The organism is Neobacillus sp. CF12, from assembly GCF_030348765.1.
GTDB lineage: Bacteria > Bacillota > Bacilli > Bacillales > Cytobacillaceae > Neobacillus.
This window is the reverse complement of the sequence record NZ_JAUCEU010000007.1, coordinates 304,490-320,246: the sequence shown is the minus strand read 5'-3', so window position 1 is coordinate 320,246 and position 15,757 is coordinate 304,490. Positions and strand designations below refer to the sequence as shown.

Annotated in this window: 15 protein-coding genes; 6 read left to right on the top strand and 9 right to left on the bottom strand. The window is 37.0% G+C overall.

Going from position 1 to position 15,757, the window contains the following annotated elements; genetic code table 11:
* Positions 1 to 88 precede the first annotated feature (88 nt).
* Positions 89 to 1,324 carry an MFS transporter gene (locus QUG14_RS01740; protein WP_289338763.1) on the bottom strand — a complete coding sequence of 412 codons (1,236 nt, stop codon included), beginning with the start codon at positions 1,322 to 1,324 and terminating at the stop codon, positions 89 to 91.
* Between the two features lie 406 nt (positions 1,325 to 1,730).
* Between QUG14_RS01740 and QUG14_RS01735 the strand changes: the two genes are divergently transcribed.
* On the top strand, positions 1,731 to 2,540 hold the full coding sequence (locus QUG14_RS01735) for a S1C family serine protease (protein WP_289338761.1): 810 nt from the start codon (positions 1,731 to 1,733) through the stop codon (positions 2,538 to 2,540).
* 75 nt (positions 2,541 to 2,615) lie between these two features.
* Here the strand turns inward: QUG14_RS01735 and QUG14_RS01730 are convergent, their stop codons facing one another.
* The 5 genes from QUG14_RS01730 to QUG14_RS01710 all read right to left on the bottom strand — a co-directional run bounded on the left by QUG14_RS01730 (position 2,616) and on the right by QUG14_RS01710 (position 7,341).
* Positions 2,616 to 3,956, bottom strand: a complete 1,341-nt coding sequence (locus QUG14_RS01730) for a multi antimicrobial extrusion protein MatE (RefSeq protein WP_289338760.1) — start codon at positions 3,954 to 3,956, stop codon at positions 2,616 to 2,618.
* A gap of 156 nt (positions 3,957 to 4,112) precedes the next feature.
* The gene (locus tag QUG14_RS01725; protein WP_289338758.1) at positions 4,113 to 5,654 is read right to left on the bottom strand and encodes a DUF4145 domain-containing protein; all 1,542 of its coding nucleotides are present in this window, start codon (positions 5,652 to 5,654) and stop codon (positions 4,113 to 4,115) included.
* Positions 5,655 to 5,774: 120 nt separating this feature from the next.
* Positions 5,775 to 6,248, bottom strand: coding sequence for an MltG/YceG/YrrL family protein (locus QUG14_RS01720; protein WP_289338757.1), 474 nt, complete (start codon positions 6,246 to 6,248; stop codon positions 5,775 to 5,777).
* The gene (locus QUG14_RS01715) at positions 6,238 to 6,618 is read right to left on the bottom strand and encodes a hypothetical protein (protein WP_289338756.1); all 381 of its coding nucleotides are present in this window, start codon (positions 6,616 to 6,618) and stop codon (positions 6,238 to 6,240) included. Before QUG14_RS01715 ends, QUG14_RS01720 begins: the two co-directional genes overlap by 11 nt.
* Positions 6,619 to 6,837: 219 nt before the next feature.
* Positions 6,838 to 7,341 (bottom strand): DinB family protein, encoded by a 504-nt coding sequence (locus QUG14_RS01710; RefSeq protein WP_289338754.1) that lies wholly within the window; start codon positions 7,339 to 7,341, stop codon positions 6,838 to 6,840.
* A gap of 175 nt (positions 7,342 to 7,516) precedes the next feature.
* On the opposite strand from QUG14_RS01710, the gene QUG14_RS01705 reads away from it, so the two are divergent.
* On the top strand, positions 7,517 to 8,668 hold the full coding sequence (locus QUG14_RS01705; protein ID WP_289338753.1) for an SLC13 family permease: 1,152 nt from the start codon (positions 7,517 to 7,519) through the stop codon (positions 8,666 to 8,668).
* Between the two features lie 221 nt (positions 8,669 to 8,889).
* Positions 8,890 to 9,141, top strand: a complete 252-nt coding sequence (locus QUG14_RS01700) for a hypothetical protein (RefSeq protein WP_289338752.1) — start codon at positions 8,890 to 8,892, stop codon at positions 9,139 to 9,141.
* Positions 9,142 to 9,339: 198 nt separating this feature from the next.
* Here QUG14_RS01700 and QUG14_RS01695 read toward each other — a convergent pair whose 3' ends face one another.
* Positions 9,340 to 10,461 (bottom strand): phosphatidylglycerol lysyltransferase domain-containing protein, encoded by a 1,122-nt coding sequence (locus QUG14_RS01695; RefSeq protein WP_289338751.1) that lies wholly within the window; start codon positions 10,459 to 10,461, stop codon positions 9,340 to 9,342.
* A 121-nt stretch (positions 10,462 to 10,582) separates the two neighbouring features.
* Here QUG14_RS01695 and QUG14_RS01690 point away from each other — a divergent pair, with 121 nt between their 5' ends.
* Complete coding sequence (locus QUG14_RS01690) at positions 10,583 to 11,671, top strand: thiamine pyrophosphate-binding protein (protein WP_353961055.1); 1,089 nt, start codon at positions 10,583 to 10,585, stop codon at positions 11,669 to 11,671.
* Positions 11,590 to 12,240: a thiamine pyrophosphate-dependent enzyme gene (locus tag QUG14_RS01685; protein WP_289338748.1), complete on the top strand. Its 651-nt coding sequence runs from the start codon at positions 11,590 to 11,592 to the stop codon at positions 12,238 to 12,240. Before QUG14_RS01690 ends, QUG14_RS01685 begins: the two co-directional genes overlap by 82 nt.
* 98 nt (positions 12,241 to 12,338) lie before the next feature.
* Here the strand turns inward: QUG14_RS01685 and QUG14_RS01680 are convergent, their stop codons facing one another.
* On the bottom strand, positions 12,339 to 13,316 hold the full coding sequence (locus QUG14_RS01680) for an aromatic ring-hydroxylating dioxygenase subunit alpha (protein WP_289338747.1): 978 nt from the start codon (positions 13,314 to 13,316) through the stop codon (positions 12,339 to 12,341).
* Positions 13,317 to 13,588: 272 nt separating this feature from the next.
* Between QUG14_RS01680 and QUG14_RS01675 the strand changes: the two genes are divergently transcribed.
* Positions 13,589 to 14,932, top strand: a complete 1,344-nt coding sequence (locus QUG14_RS01675; RefSeq protein ID WP_289338745.1) for a uracil-xanthine permease family protein — start codon at positions 13,589 to 13,591, stop codon at positions 14,930 to 14,932.
* A gap of 39 nt (positions 14,933 to 14,971) precedes the next feature.
* Here QUG14_RS01675 and QUG14_RS01670 read toward each other — a convergent pair whose 3' ends face one another.
* On the bottom strand, positions 14,972 to 15,724 hold the full coding sequence (locus tag QUG14_RS01670) for a GNAT family N-acetyltransferase (RefSeq protein ID WP_289338743.1): 753 nt from the start codon (positions 15,722 to 15,724) through the stop codon (positions 14,972 to 14,974).
* Positions 15,725 to 15,757: the final 33 nt, after the last annotated feature.

Below are 15,757 nucleotides of genomic sequence, written 5' to 3'. Positions count from 1 at the left end.
TGACTGGCACCTCCTATCAAGTTTTCGTAAATTGTAAAAGCAAAAAGCCGTCTTCTTTTAAAAAGAAAACGGCTTTTTGTATCACCTTCTAATTGGTGCTTTCTTTGACAACTGGTTTGCCTGCCTCAAGAAGGACCTTACTGCCAACTAAGAAGAATCCTTGTATGAACATAAGCAGACCGGTTCCGATTAGCAGCCATTCAATATCGATAATGTCTGCGATTGGTCCAAAAATGAGCATCCCTAGTGGCATCATGGAAGTTGAAATCATTCCTAAAACACCAAAGACTCTTCCAAGATAATCTCCTTCTACCTTCTCTTGTAAAAGAACTGTGGATGGTGTATTAAAGATCGGCATCGCAACTCCTACGATTCCCATGAAAATGATATAAATCCAAAAATTAGGGACAACACCGAGTGCGAAAGTACAAGCACCCATCACAAGGGCGGCTAGCGTCATGGTATGAATCTTGTTTTTAAATCCTCCCCATGAAGCCATGAACACCCCACCCAGCATCATTCCAATCGAGAACGTAATTTCGATGGCTGTTAATCGCCACACGTCATCACCAAAACTCCGCGTGACCTGTAGTGGAGTTAGAAAAGCTACCGGTGCAGCCAATACAAAGAAAAACGCAAAAAACACAAAAAACTTTTTAACAAAAGCGTGATTTTGAATATAGATAAACCCTTGTTTCAAGTCGCTGAAATAGCTGGTTGTTTGCTTTTCTGCAGCCTTTGCATGGATTGGAATATGCAAAAAGGTGAGTAAGATAAAAACCGCGATTGCTGCAGTGACTACATCTATAAAGAAGATTGCTTCCATTGAAGCCATCGTCAGAAGTGCTGCACTTACCATAGGCGCTACCAGCATAATAAGTGCTTGGATACTGCCATTTATTCCGTTCACTTTTGTGAGATTATCCTCTGGAACTAACTGAGGAAGAATAGCTCCAACCGCCGGACCTTGAATACCTGTACCTATCGCCCGAATCGCTGACATAAGAAATAATAACCAAAGTGCCTCGTACCCCATTAAAAACAGAATGGCTAAAACAAGAGTTGAAATGGCTATTAAGGAATCTGATAGGATAATCAGGATTTTTCGATTGTAGCGATCTGCCCAAACCCCTGCAAATGGAGAAAGAAAAAAGGTTGGAACAAATCCACAGATTATGGAAATCGTCATCATCACACCTGACTGAGTGTTCAAGGTGATGTACCACATAATCGCATACTGTACCAAGGCTGATCCAAAAAGCGATATCGTTTGACTCCCTAAAAAGAGAATCGTATTTCTTTTCCAATGATTATTTGTTTCCATAGATTACACGTCCTATATATTTTTTTATTTGTTTTGGGTGGTCAAGGACATTTTTACAGAAACTAATATTAAATTAAAAGACGCAAAAAAGAGGGCAGAATCGTCCCGTCCCCCTCTGTTTACAACATCGTAAAATAAAGGTTTCCCTAAAAATAGACAGACCACTCCCGTACTCTGCTAAGAAAGCAAAGTCCCTGAACCTATTCAATTAACAGTTCAAAGCCGGGAATCGTAGTCTCATAGACGCAGTCAAAGGGAAAACCTCCATTTCTTATAAGTTAGAATTTATTCTAACATATTCTGTACTTAATATCAAAACGGATTCTATTTTATAAATGCGGTAAAGATACAATCGTTAATTCCTAAGATATAATAGGAATATACAAATGGTAATGAGGGATTGAATGTGGATGATAAGGATCAAAAACAAACGGAAGAAGAAATAAATTGGGAAGCTTTTTTCATGCCAGAAGATGATCAGGAATGGCAAGAAGAAAAACGGAAGAAGAAAAAGCGAAACAAATCCATTGTAAAAATGGTTAGTTCATTGCTAGTTCTGGCTCTTTTAATAAGCGGTTTAGAGGTGTGGATTAATATTTTCAACCTCCCTGCTATCGAATTTGTTAAAGTATCTAATCAATTATCAAAACAGCCTGAAGTGAAAGAATACAAAAAATCGGTTGTGACAATTGAATGGGACGGAACGAAAGGAACTGGCTTTACCGTTACAGCTGATGGATTCATTGTGACCAATGAACATGTTGTCGCACGAACGAATAGAGTAAATGTTCATTTCAAATCTGGAGATTCATATGCTGGCAAAGTTATCTTGAGGAATCCTGGAATTGATGTTGCGATTATAGATATCGATGCTGAAAACCTCCCTTATCTCCCGGTATCTAATGAAAAAGGCTGGGAAAATTGGGCAGGAGAGAAAATATTATTTATCGGAAATCCGTTAGCTTTTACCCAAATAGCCAACGAAGGCACGATAGTTGGAAAAGTCCAGTTAGTTGACTGGAAGGTTCCGGTAATGATGATTGAAGCCCCTATTTATAAAGGGAACAGTGGCAGCCCAGTCTTGAATCAAAATGGTGAGGTGATTGGTGTCATTTTTGCTACCTTGCAAAATCCTGAAATAGAGGCAAAAGAAATTGTTGGCGTTGCCATCCCTTCCTATCACATAAAGGAAATCGTAGATAAGATACTTGAATAATGGCTTTTGTAAGATAGCGTCAATAGACCTCATGAAGTGTTCATGAGGTCTGTTTTAATGAACTAAGTAATCTTATCAAACACTATTATTCTTCCCTGCTCTCGATAAACCTTTTATTCGAAACATTGGTTTCCCTTCTATTGCCTGGACAAAACTGCTGACAACCATTAACTCTGCTAAAAAACCAAGCGATAGTGCTATGGCACCAATTGATCCATTCCATTGTGAGGCAAAATTAACGCCGATGATTAACGCAATCAAGGTAACAACGAAATTCGCTGACTGTGAAAAAATCGTTACTTTTGTTTGCTTATAGACCATCAATAAGCCATTGAAGTAATCGACAAACGGAAACACAAGCGCCATTAACATCGTAACTTTCAGCACTTGTAAACTTGCATCTAACAGTCTGCCGTTTACCCCAATCACATGCTCCAGAAATATACTTCCTAGCGGAGTAAAGGATAATACCCCCACTAATATAAAGGGGACAAAACCGACCACAAGTGTGAATTTTTTCACCAGGGTATTATGTTCTCCATAAAAATTGATGACAATTTGATGGATATAGGTGAAAAAACTTAAAATCAATTGAGTTACACTCAAGGCGATGGCGTAACTTGCAATAGCAAGTTCAATATTAACGGTTTTCCCTAGAGAAATATTGATTGCAGGGCCAATCATAACGACAATAACAGAAGAAAACATTAGCGGACTATAAAATTTTAATATCGTTTTCTTAGACCCTATATGTAGCTCATGTTTCGCAGGCATTTTGCGAACTAAACTCCTCGCTTCAATAAAACTGATGAAACATTCAATCATCATCCCAATTAAGAAAATGATTGCACCAGATGTTCCTGTAATATGACCACTGTGAATGAAATATAAAGACAACAAATACATGGCAGCAAGCCTTATCACCATTCCAATGGTTAACCATTTCGTTTGTCGGTTATAGATAATGATTCCTTGGGCTAAACAACGAAGGGCAGAAAAAATCGTAACAAAGATAAGTACTTGGTAAATGCGCTTAATATCATCCACCATCGATACTTTAGCTCCAAAAATTTTAGCAAAAATAAAATCTCCTACCGGTGTATAGGCAACGGAAATGGCTACCAACATTAAACAAAAGATTAGGTAAAAGGCAAAATGGGACATTAATTTATAGGAATCTTTATCTCTCACCAATGATGAACAAGTTTGACGCAGCAAATTTCCTAGCCGTTCTGTTATAACAAACAAACTCATGGCAATCGCATAACTTGCCAAAATAAATTCAGAGTTTTCTGCTCTAACTAATGTACTGTTGATAATAATATGGGAAATTGTCACAAGGCTCGCAGATAATCCTAATGGGATAAAAAAGATGAACAAGGATTTCATACTTAGATTTTCTTCTACTTTTTTCATTCTCTCCAACACCTTTTAGTTAGAATATCTTCTTACATTATTTCGATACTCTAAATTTATTCCAATTATAACTCTTCTGGTTTCATGGGTACACTCTATTTTTTAGAAAAATAAAAAAACTGACATCCTTTATGAAAGAATGTCAGTAATATCTAATCAATCAGTACCTTCTAATAATGGAATTTTCACCTCTACGCCTAAACGGATAAGGAGTTTGGCGAGGGTTTCTAGTCCAGATTTAGGATTGATCTTGGTTTCAAGATAATAGGTAGTCTCAGTTCGTTTAGAATGATAGGTATGCTTTTGAGTAAACGGCCTCTTATCTTTATGAACTGGTTGAAGTGCTATTGCAAAACGTTTACCATTATCCGTTGCACCAAGGACAACACCTTCTTTGACAAATTGATGTAGAGGAAGATGGTGATCTTCAATCCAATTTAAACCTTCTTTCCAAAGTGCAGGAACACTTTCTCCCCGAATAACCGTGTTGCCTTTCCCAAGCTTTACATTGATATACAAAGAATCCCATTTTTTATTACTTGTTTGAACGGACTCCTCTACCGGCTCAGATGCTCCAGTTTTTTCATTGGCTTTTTTCTTCAATTGCTCAAACAGCTTTTCAACAGTTCCAATACCAACATTTTCGTATTTTGCCAGAATCACAAGTTCCTTAGGAAGCTGACCGACACATTCAATTTGATCCTCATTTAATTGTCTTAATAAGCTCGGAATACCGAAAAATTCAGATGCGGTAAGTAGAACCTTTGAAAGTTCCTCTGTAACAACAATATGGTCAGCTTTGTAAAAGAAGAACAATTCCCCTGGTCGTTCGTGTGAAAGCTGCCTTCTGACTTTTTCTTCCTCAATAAAAGTTCTTAACTCTTCAAACAGTATTTCATCATTCTTTTCACTGTATCGTTTAACATGTTTGTGAAGACCTGCCAGATTACTTGGCAATTCACTTATGATCCTTGCTTGTTGCTCAGCACCTAATCTAATAAGAAAGGTTTCGGATTTATCAAATCGTTGCGGCAGTAAAAAGGCATCCCGAAGAAAGTATGGAACCTCTAGGTGTTTGCCATTAAACGATATCGTACGAATAGGAGTGAATCCTGGATTTACCTCTTCCTCAATGGCAGAAGGTGTTTCAATACTAACCGCTGCTTCTGCATGTGCAGTCTCAGTGGTGAGCTTTTGAACTGAATTAGCCAGAAGTTCTTCAAGTGACTTGAGTCTTATTTCCAGTTCAGTCATATCATATCTTTTTTCCATTATTGGTGATGGATCCTGATAATCCGGAACGGTAATATCTACTGGACCATACACCTCTACATACCATTTAACGATTTTGTATAATGCCTCCCAAGATAGCAGCGCTTCAGAAAAACGAAACACTCTTGAATCATGTGCGGCTTGATTTCCACTTTGCCTCACTAAATGCAACGCATCCAGAATTTCTTTAAATAAATAACCTTTATCGCTAAGCATATCAAGTTGATCTTTTAAGTTTGCACGAGGATCATGCGGCAATTGTTCTATCGTAATCACCTGCTGCAAAATATTTTCTACAAAAACACGGGCATGTGTCAGCATGGTCCTTGGGCTGGAAAAAATACTATTTTCTAATTCTCTTGCTACAAGAGCTAGTTCTTTAGAAATAGGCTCAATAAATTGATAGAAGTAGGATTTTTGTTCCATTTGATAGCTCCCCCGTATATAATAGTTTTATTTTATCATATTGAAGTAATCTTGGAATATACGAGTAGATTCCACCAAAAAGAAAAGCCGCCCCGTAGAGAGCAGCTAAATTTTAGTTATTTAATTTGTAAAAATGGTCGCGATGATTTGGTCGTAAGACATGTCGCTAGTGACGGTAAAAGAACCTGGACGTAAAGCGTTTTGCAGCCCTCTAGCTTCAATATCCTGAGTGAATTTGAAAGCATCAGGGATTAATTTTGCTTGTAAAAGTACGTTTGCGACATCAATACTCGTCATTCCATCTGCTACATTGACGACAACTTGAGTTACAGCCTTTTCTTTTGGTTCAGCCGCTTTTGTTTCAGTACCTTTTGCAGCTTGTAACGTTTTTTCAAGTTCTTCCTTCGTTTGAACAACATATCCTTCAGATTCAAGTTTATCTTTCATCTGTGTTGCAGTTAGTTGAACTTTTTCAGAAGATTTGGCAGAAGCTTTTTGAGTAGTAGTAGTAGTATCAGAAAAATAAACAACGCCACAAATCGTGGTAGAAATTAAAATTCCTGCTGCAAAGCTGCTCAATAGATTAATTCGCATTGGCAACTAGTCCCCCTTCATCCTTTATTTTCAGAAAAGGTGCTAGCAGCTGTTCAATTTCCGTTTCTGGCACTTCTTTTTTCTCAGCGATGCTTTCAATCGAGTAATTACGTCTATATAGGTCTATTACTTCACGAATGAAAAGCTTCCGCTCTGGAGAAAGTTGAATACCAGCTTCATTTATAACTACTTCTATATCAAGCTCGATATCTCGGATTGTGTCTTGGATGCTATTGATTTCTTTCATCATGGATACATGTACTAAATCAATTTGCTTTTTTTCTACTTTAGAGTCACGATATGACTTAAATAATGAAAATCCTAGCAATAATGCGGATAACAGAAACAATCCAATTAAAGTCCATTCCATCAAAATTTACCTCCTTATTTTTAATAGAACAACACAAGAATCTATTATACATCCAAAAATGGTGATTTGCCCTTCATTTTTAAAAAATACATCAAAAGTCTGAGAGATTTGTCAAAAATCAGGGGATTAGGATTTCATTCGATATAGTTACAATTGGGGGTGTTTTGACAAAAATAAGCACCCAGATTCTGAGTGCTTACCATACAAGCTATGTAATTCTTAGATAGACGGTGCTTCCATTCCCATTTTGCTCCATTCTTCTCTTGAAGGACCATAAATTCCAGGAACCTGTAACCCTGCTTGACGCATAAGGACAGTCATTTGCCCACGATGGTGAACAATATGCTTGATGAGCATATTAAGAGTCGCTGCCTTTTGTAATTCCATTCCAAATACATTTTTCATTTCAGCTAAGGTTTCATCCGTCCATTGTTCGCCGATCGCTTTACTTGTGTTAGCGCTAACATTTCTAAAAGTCTCAGCGATTTCTCTTGCTGACGTTGGAACACTGTTTTCATTTTGTACCGATTCAACAGTTACACCAAACTCAATCAGCATTCCTGGTGTACTGGAAACAATGTGCCATGCAATTGCACCTAATGAACGGTCGTCAGCTGAAACTTTTTGTTGCAGCGATTCATCCGTTAATGCATCTAACACCTTTTGAGTTGAAGCTGCTTCTTGATTCCATTCTTCAATAAAATTCGAGATAGAAGTATACATTCCATTTCCTCCATTACAATTTTTTCTGTACAGTAGCATAATATACCATTTCCACACCTAACACAAAATTCCCCACCTTCTTTTCTTTTGATTCCCAAAAAGTTAGCACCATGATAGAATCATTACGTTGTAAATGTTCCATAAATCTATCAAACACAATTATCGGTGATGTCATGTGAAAGAGTCTGTATTAATTCAAAATAAAAGAAGAATCAAGTTTAATCTAAGTTTTCTTAAAAAAGACATGATTTTTACCATTTCTTTTGTTTTAGCAATGGGAACCAGTTTGTTCCAATCTCCAAAAATTGAATATCTAAATTTTCCCGTATTGATTAGTTTATTTAACCTGATGCTAGCCATCAAGGCTTTCGAGGAATTAAGAGTATTAGACAAATTCGCTATTTCGCTTTTAAATAAATGCAGTAATAGTAAATCAGTTTCAGCCATTCTTATATCGTTATGCTTTTTCAGCTCCATGGTTGTTACAAACGATGTGGCATTACTTACATTCGTTCCGCTAACCCTTGTAATTAGCAGGAAAACGAAACTGCCTATGATGGAAACAATTATATTACAAACAATCGCTGCAAATATCGGCAGCAGTCTAACACCCATGGGAAATCCGCAAAATTTGTTTATTTATTCTTTTTACTTATTAAATCCAATTGCCTTTTTCATGACGGTTCTGCCACTAGCTATTCTGGGAATCATTTCTTTATATTTCTTCATGCGAAGACTTAAAAAAAAGGATTTAAAGATAGAAATCGCACCGATTCAGATTATAGAACCAAAGAAAACGGTCATATGGGGCATAATTATAGTTATCATCATCGCCTCCATTTTTGGTATAATCCATTACCAAGTTGCATTTATAATCACATTAATGGCTGTTGTGATTTTAAATCGTAAGCTTTTGTTTAAAATTGATTATTTGCTATTGTTAACCTTTATCTGTTTTTTTATTTTTGTGGGGAATATATCCAACACAAGTGCCGTCCATACACTGGCAAGTGCTAGTTTGAAAGACTCTGCATCCATATATTTCAGTTCTATTCTTTTAAGCCAATTTATAAGTAATGTCCCTGCCTCCATCCTTTTGGCAGAATTCACACCAAATTGGAAACCATTATTATTGGGAGTAAATATTGGGGGACTTGGTACCATTATTGCTTCGATGGCAAGTGTGATTTCCTATAAATTGTATGTTCATTCCTATCCAAACGAAGGTAAAAAATATTTACTAAAGTTTAGCTTATACAACTTTTCTTTTTTAGCTTTTTTAACATTGATTCCATATGTAATTTTAAAAATCCTAAAAATATTCTAATCCATTTATTAAATAATGGAACGACAAGTAGTGGGTTATCTTATACAAGGGTAATCTCTTATTTAGAATTTACTCCATTATTTTAACCATTTGTATTCTTTATTTAAGGATTGCAAATGGTTTTTTATTTGTAAATATTTACACAATCAATTTTTCGATAAAAACATGGTTGTACGTACATAGTAAAAATATTCCCAATAAAAGAATCGAGGAGTAATGGTATGAAACTCAAATGGAAAATCACAATTCTAACTAATTTCCTTTTAATAAGCCTTTTATCAGGATGTAACACTGCTGACAAGAGAGATGCTTTAAATCGTGAGAATGATGTTAACTTCCGTCCTGTCCACTATGATCGGAAAACGAATGTAAATGAGAGCAATAATGATTATAAAAACCGAGAAAATAGACGCTTCCTTCATGATATTCACGATGGAACTCCTGAGCAAACAGATGATGAAATGGAAAAATGACCTGATTTTGAAATTAATAAAAACTGAAGCGCTAAATAAGTTTGCTACTGTTTGCTAGCTTTGGCAGTAGGAGAATTTGGAGAAAATCTAAAAGCTGGCCAGGTAATAATTCTTCGGGGAACTTGCAAACCATTAGCCATCAATAGTGGGTATCAAAATTGAAGTTTTTAAGGCACATAAAGGCGCCTAATGGCACCTTTATCCTGTTTTTTTCATTAGGTATTTGATTTTGTCTACGATGTTTTTTGGATGTGGTGTGCTGTTGACCAGGAGCAATAGTTGGATGATGACAACTGGCAGGAAGGTTTTTCTGTAAGCCAGGTACTTAGGCTCCCAACCGCTTGCGAATTTGTTTTTAAATTCTTTGAGTCCTTTGAAGTTGTACATTGTATTACCGTGCAGGTAGGCTAGTCGAATCAGTTTTTCACTTTTGAAGGAGTATTTGCAATCTCCTACGTTTGAAAGTGGCGCCATTCCTAAGCTACAATTCTGGTACCCGTGTTCTTTTGCCCACTTAAAGATTTGAATAAACAAAACATCCATCGTTCCATGTGGGCTATCTGGAAATTTTCTCATTAAGTCGATGGTGATTGATTTTTTGTGATCAGTTGCAAGTGTAGCAAAAGCAACTACCTTCCCGGTTGGGTCATTTAATAGCGCGATAGGAAAACAAGAAACATATTCCTCGCTAAATGAAACGACTGAGAATCCTTTTTCCTTTTGGTTCCCTAACCACGAATCTGATATTCCTTTTAGCTCTGAAAGTAAAGTCTTAGAATAAGGCGGCATGATTACATTAAACGTAAAAGAATTACGAGCAAATTTATTCAACCTAGTTCGTAATTTAGCACCCTGCTTCCCCTCGATCGAAAAATTGTGGAGATTTACAATTCCTTCTTCCCCTAATTTAAAGAAACGATAGCCAGTATCATGATATAAATGCATGAATCGTGGGCTGATTTGATAGAATATCGGCTTAAGTCCCTTACTTGCACTGTACTCCTGAAATTCTTTGATAGACTTAGAAATTAAAGATTCTGCACCTATCGGGTCACCTAGAACAACTAATTTATTTCCTATTCGCTTAAAAACAATTAACACTTGTTCTTCTACAGCCCAATATACATCCTTATCCTGCAACAAAATAAGATGGGAAATATGATTTCCGCCATTTTCTTCTAGGAATGAAATGACGCTGTCTAATTGGGAATCTATATTACTAGGAGATATCCTATTGTTAACTTTTAGTTTATATATTTTATAGAAAGTTACAAATACAAGAAATAGAATTGAAAAATACCAGAACGGTGTATCAAGCATACAGGCACTACCTCCTACTAAAGTTCACCTAAATAAGATACCATAATAGAAGATTGATAGGTATATTGATTTTTTCCAATTTAAGAATAATAAAAACTATTTTAACTCCCTAAGCTAATCTATGCCATTTGAAGGCTTTGAAAAATACGAAAAACTTCGAAACCATGATTTATTTCACATACAAGGCATTCTAAATAATTTAGAATATTCTTTAAAAATGGTCACCAAAGAGATGAATGTCCGTTATTATCAGATGATACATGAACAAGCTGCCGTTCATGCTGCTGATGGTTACGCCCGAGCAACAGGCAGACCTGGTGTGGTTTTGCTTACATCTGCTTCTGGAATTACTAATGGGGTCACAGGGATAGCCACCGCCTTTAGTGATTCTGTACCGTTAGTAATTATTGTTGGTCAATTTCAGCAAAATCGTCAAATCAAAGAAGCACTACGCGAATTAAATATTTCAGGGCTTACAATGGCAATCACAAAGCACTCCATTACTATGAAGGACGTAAATGGTCTAAATGAAGTTCTCAAAAAAGCTAAGACCTTAGCGATTAGTGGAAGACCTGGCCCTGTATTAATTGAAATTTCACCAGATACCATTATAAAGGATAATCTAACTTGGCGGGTTAGTCCGACCAAAGTAGATAAGACTAAACTTGAAAAATCAGTTAATAGAGCAAGAGAATTAATCGAAAATGCAAGAAAACCAGTTCTTTTTATTGGAGGAGGTGTAATTGCTACTGGTGCTTCCGATGAATTAAGAGAGTTTGTGGAGCGGTCTCGAATTCCTGTCGTTAGTTCTCTATTGGGAATTGGTTCAATGGAGGCAGGAAATCCGTTATATTTGGGGATGTTAGGAATGCATGGAACTTTTGCAGCCAATAAAGCCGTACACCATGCTGACCTGTTAATTTGTATCGGGATTCGTTTCAGTGATCGTGTGACAGGGAGAATTACCGGTTTCTCGCCAAAGTCGACAAAGATTCATGTGGATATAGATCCTGCTGAGATAAATAAAATCATTTCAGTAGATTTACCTGTTGTCAGCGATGCCAAAGAATTCATCCAAAATATAAAAAATCTTTTAGATTACCAACATATTAAAAGAAATATAGAAATTTGGACAAACGAAGTGGTGATTGGAAACGAACAGTCCCTCGATTTGATAAATCTAACAGTCTGCTTAAACCACAGACGGTGATCCGGCACTTAAGTGACTTTTCCTCTCAAGATACGATTGTAGTTACAGATGTCGGTCAACATCAAATTTGGACGGCTCATCATTATGTGTTTACACAACCTAGAACTCTCATTACTTCAGGCGGTCTAGGAACAATGGGTTATGGATTGCCTGCTGCCATTGGAGTTGCTGCCTCTCACCCTGGAAAATCCGTTATTTGTGTCTCTGGGGATGGCAGCTTTCAAATGAATCTTCAGGAATTGATAACGGTAGTGAAGTATCAGCTTCCAATTAAAATAGCGATCTTAAATAATGGCTACCTAGGCATGGTACGTCAATGGCAGGAACTGTTTTATCAGGGAAGATATTCGGAGGTTAAAATGATTTCCCCTGCTTTCTCTCAACTCGCACTGGCTTACGGTGTAGAAGGTCTTAAAGCACAAACAGACGAAGAAACTCAGAAGATTATTGCAGAGGCTTTACAACGTACCGGACCTGTCCTTATGGAATTTAATATAATAGAAGAAGAAAACGTCTATCCAATGGTTCCACCAAACCAGAACAACCATCTAACCATACTATCTCGCTAAAAAAAACGCCAAACCTTTGGATAATTAGGGTTTGGCGTTTTCCATTTTCAAACTGTCCACCTCAGGCGGACAGTGTCCACGGGTGGTGACAGGCACCATTATTCTGTTCCAAGTGTAACGCCGAGCTTTTTTAGATATTTTCGGTAGGCGATGCTCATTCGGTCGCATTTTAGTGATAGTTCTACTTGTAAGTCAAGGGGTAGGAGTTCTGGTTTTTGGTTTTCGACGATTGGTTTATCTTGAGCAAAGATCATGTCCTGGAAATCGATTGTTTCCTGATCGGTTGTGCCCGTTTCATAGTTGAAGGACATAATGCCATAGGCAATTGATTTTCCTTCTGTAACCGGAAGTATGGTTAGTAAAATCGTCATTCTATTGTCTGTATCGGGATCTCTTTTTGTGAAACGGACTGTTAAAGAACGAACGATTTCATAGGTGTAATATACATCCTTCGCAACTCCACTACCATCCGGGTCTGGCTGGAATATCTCAATTTCATCTGAGAAAATCCGATTTCCTTCAGTATGAACATCATAATCTCCGATTTCAGGGTGCTCCGGTACGCCTAGAAATCCTTCGTGAATGAAGGAAAGGTGGCCAACATCAAGGAAATTCTCGACAATTCTTGGCGGATTTGCATTTACTTCTTGTGGTCCCCATAAGATATTGCGATAACTTGTTTCATTAAATTCTGGATAAGGAAGAAATTCAGGATTGTTGTTTTCAAGATTAATCCAAACAAACCCATAATCTTCTCTACATGTATATTTAATCGCTCTAGCTTTTAGTGGAATGGATTTCCCTTCTGGAAGCTGTGGAATTTTAGTACATGTGCCCTCATCATTATATTCCCATCCATGATACGGGCATACAAGATTGCCATCTCTCACGCACCCTAGAGAAAGTGCAGCTCCTCGATGTATACATAAATCCTTGAAGGCATGAATGCCTTGTTCATTTCGGAATAATACAACTCTTTCACCCATCACAACTACTTGTATCGGCTCTTCCTTTACATCATCTATTTTACAAGCAACGATCCAATCACTACGTAAAACGGTATCATTGATTATCATTTTGACATCCCCTTTTAGCTTTCCAATATACTACCTTTATTTTAAGAATAGTAGATTTCAAAGTCAACCCAAAAACACGAACGATACTTTAATATTTATTTTAATTATTCGTTTTTAATATATTTACAATCTATAAATCCGCCATTATAATTCAAATAGGGTTTTTATTATCTGCGCAGTAATAAACTTCCTGAATGTCATTATTATAAACAAATTCATCAGACTTCTAGATAACTTTTTTACATAAAATTAAAATAAAGGAGAATGGTTCCGTGGCACAAAATGAGCAAAACACGAACATTATAGTAGGAGTAGATGAAAAAATCGGTTGGGGTAAAGCACTTCTGCTAGGTATGCAGCATGTACTGGCGATGGATTTATATATTGCTCCCATCATTATTGCTGGGTTATTGGCGTTAGATACGATGAATACTACATACTTCATTCAAATGTGTTTCTTGGCAGCCGGAATTGCCACTCTCATTCAAACCATTGGCGGCCTCAGGTTGCCAGTCGTTCAAGGACCATCTTATGTCCCTATCGGTGCTTTGGCAGCAATTGGCGGTAAGCTAGGTATGGGGGCAGTGTTTGGAAGCCTATTACCTGGTGCACTATTAATAGCAGTCCTAGGCTATCCATTAAAATGGTTTGCTAAATCCGTTAAGAAGATTATTCCTCCGCTAGTTGGCGGAACTGTAATCGTAATTGTAGGGATTTCCTTAATGCCTGCTGCCTTTACTAGCATTTACAATGCACCAGGTAATGTCGGTCACAATGTATTAATCGGATTTGTTTCTGCAGCAGTCTTAATTATTTGTATCCTTCTTGGAAGAAAGAAAAAAGGCTATGGAACATTTTTCCGCTTAGTATCTGTTATTCTGGCGATTTTCGCAGGAACGTTCACCGCATCACTATTTGGTTCCGTCGATTTCTCAACTGTAAAAGAAGCAGCTTGGTTTTCACTTCCTAGCTTTTTCCCATTTGGTAAGCCTGTATTTGATTTACAAGCCATCCTTACAATGGTATTTATTTATCTTGTTATCTTAATAGAAACAACTGGGACATGGTTTGTCGTGTCAACGGTAACAGGCAGTGAATTGGATGAAAAAAGATTGAACAGAGCCTCTGTTGGTGAAGGAATTGGATGTTTCGTAGGTTCACTTTTCGGTGGTACCCCGATGACAGGATATTCTTCTAATGCTGGAATTATCGCGATTACCGGCGTAGCAAGCAGAATGGCGATCATTAGTGCAGGGATTATCTTAATCGCTTTAGGGTTAGTTCCGAAATTATCAGCTGTGATTACATGTGTCCCTGAACCAGTCATCCAAGGAATTTTCGGAGTTGTCTGTGTGGCGATTGTGATGAATGGGATGAAAGTGATTCAGCATGTGGTAATTGATGATCGAAATATGATGGTAATTGGTGTTCCAATTCTATTAACAATCGGTACGATCGTTCTTCCAAAAGAAATTCTATATAGCGTTCCAGACTTTGCAAATTACATCTTATCTTCTGGTACAGCTGTTGGAGCGCTTGCTACGGTTGTTCTTAATCTAGTCATTCCGCATGAACGAAAAAAAGCAGTTGCTACAAATCAAGAGTCACTAACATAAAAAGAAGCAGGACTGGAATGGGCCAGTCCTGCTTCTTTATTATTCATAAACTTTTTGTGTGTAATATTGAAAACCAAGACATTTATAGTTTTGCCGCTTATACATGTCTCTTGGAGTGTCCTGACCATCTGCGACTAAAATGACGGTCTTATCCTGGAAGGTATCCATGACAAATCTCTGTATTCTGCTGCCGATTCCTTTCTTTTGAAAGGCTTCATCCACACCTAAATTATCTATTTCAGCTGTGTCCTTCGAAATAATGACATCGACTGCCCCAGCTGGTGTTCCTTTATATAAAGCGAGCAGCTGCAGGATATTCGGGTCTGCAAATATACTTTTGTTTAATTCAACCTTTTGATTGGCAAAATTACTTCCAAAAACGATATCCTGCTGATACTGTAAGGCAAGAAATGCTTTAAGATTATCCTCCGTTACAATTTGCACCTCTATATCAGGATTTTCCTTCACTTTCGGAAATAGTTTTGGTTGAATGGCATAGAGTTCAAGAAAACCCAGATCATAACCTACTAGATTTAAGTAATTCACTAACTCAGCTGGGATTTTTTCATTAACTGGAAATTTAAATTTTACATGCTTTTGGCCATTTTTTTGATGATAATCTCTTAAATATCCTTCCTCAATTTTAAATTCATCCAGTGTCGGAAATACTTTAAATTCAATGTAATTACTATCGTATCTTGATAACATTTCCGGAAAATGAAAATGTTTGTATCGATTATTTTCGGCTACTACAAGGCCATGTATATAAATGTCTTCAAATGTAATTTGCATGAATAGGATCCCCTTTATCATGAAGTATTAATT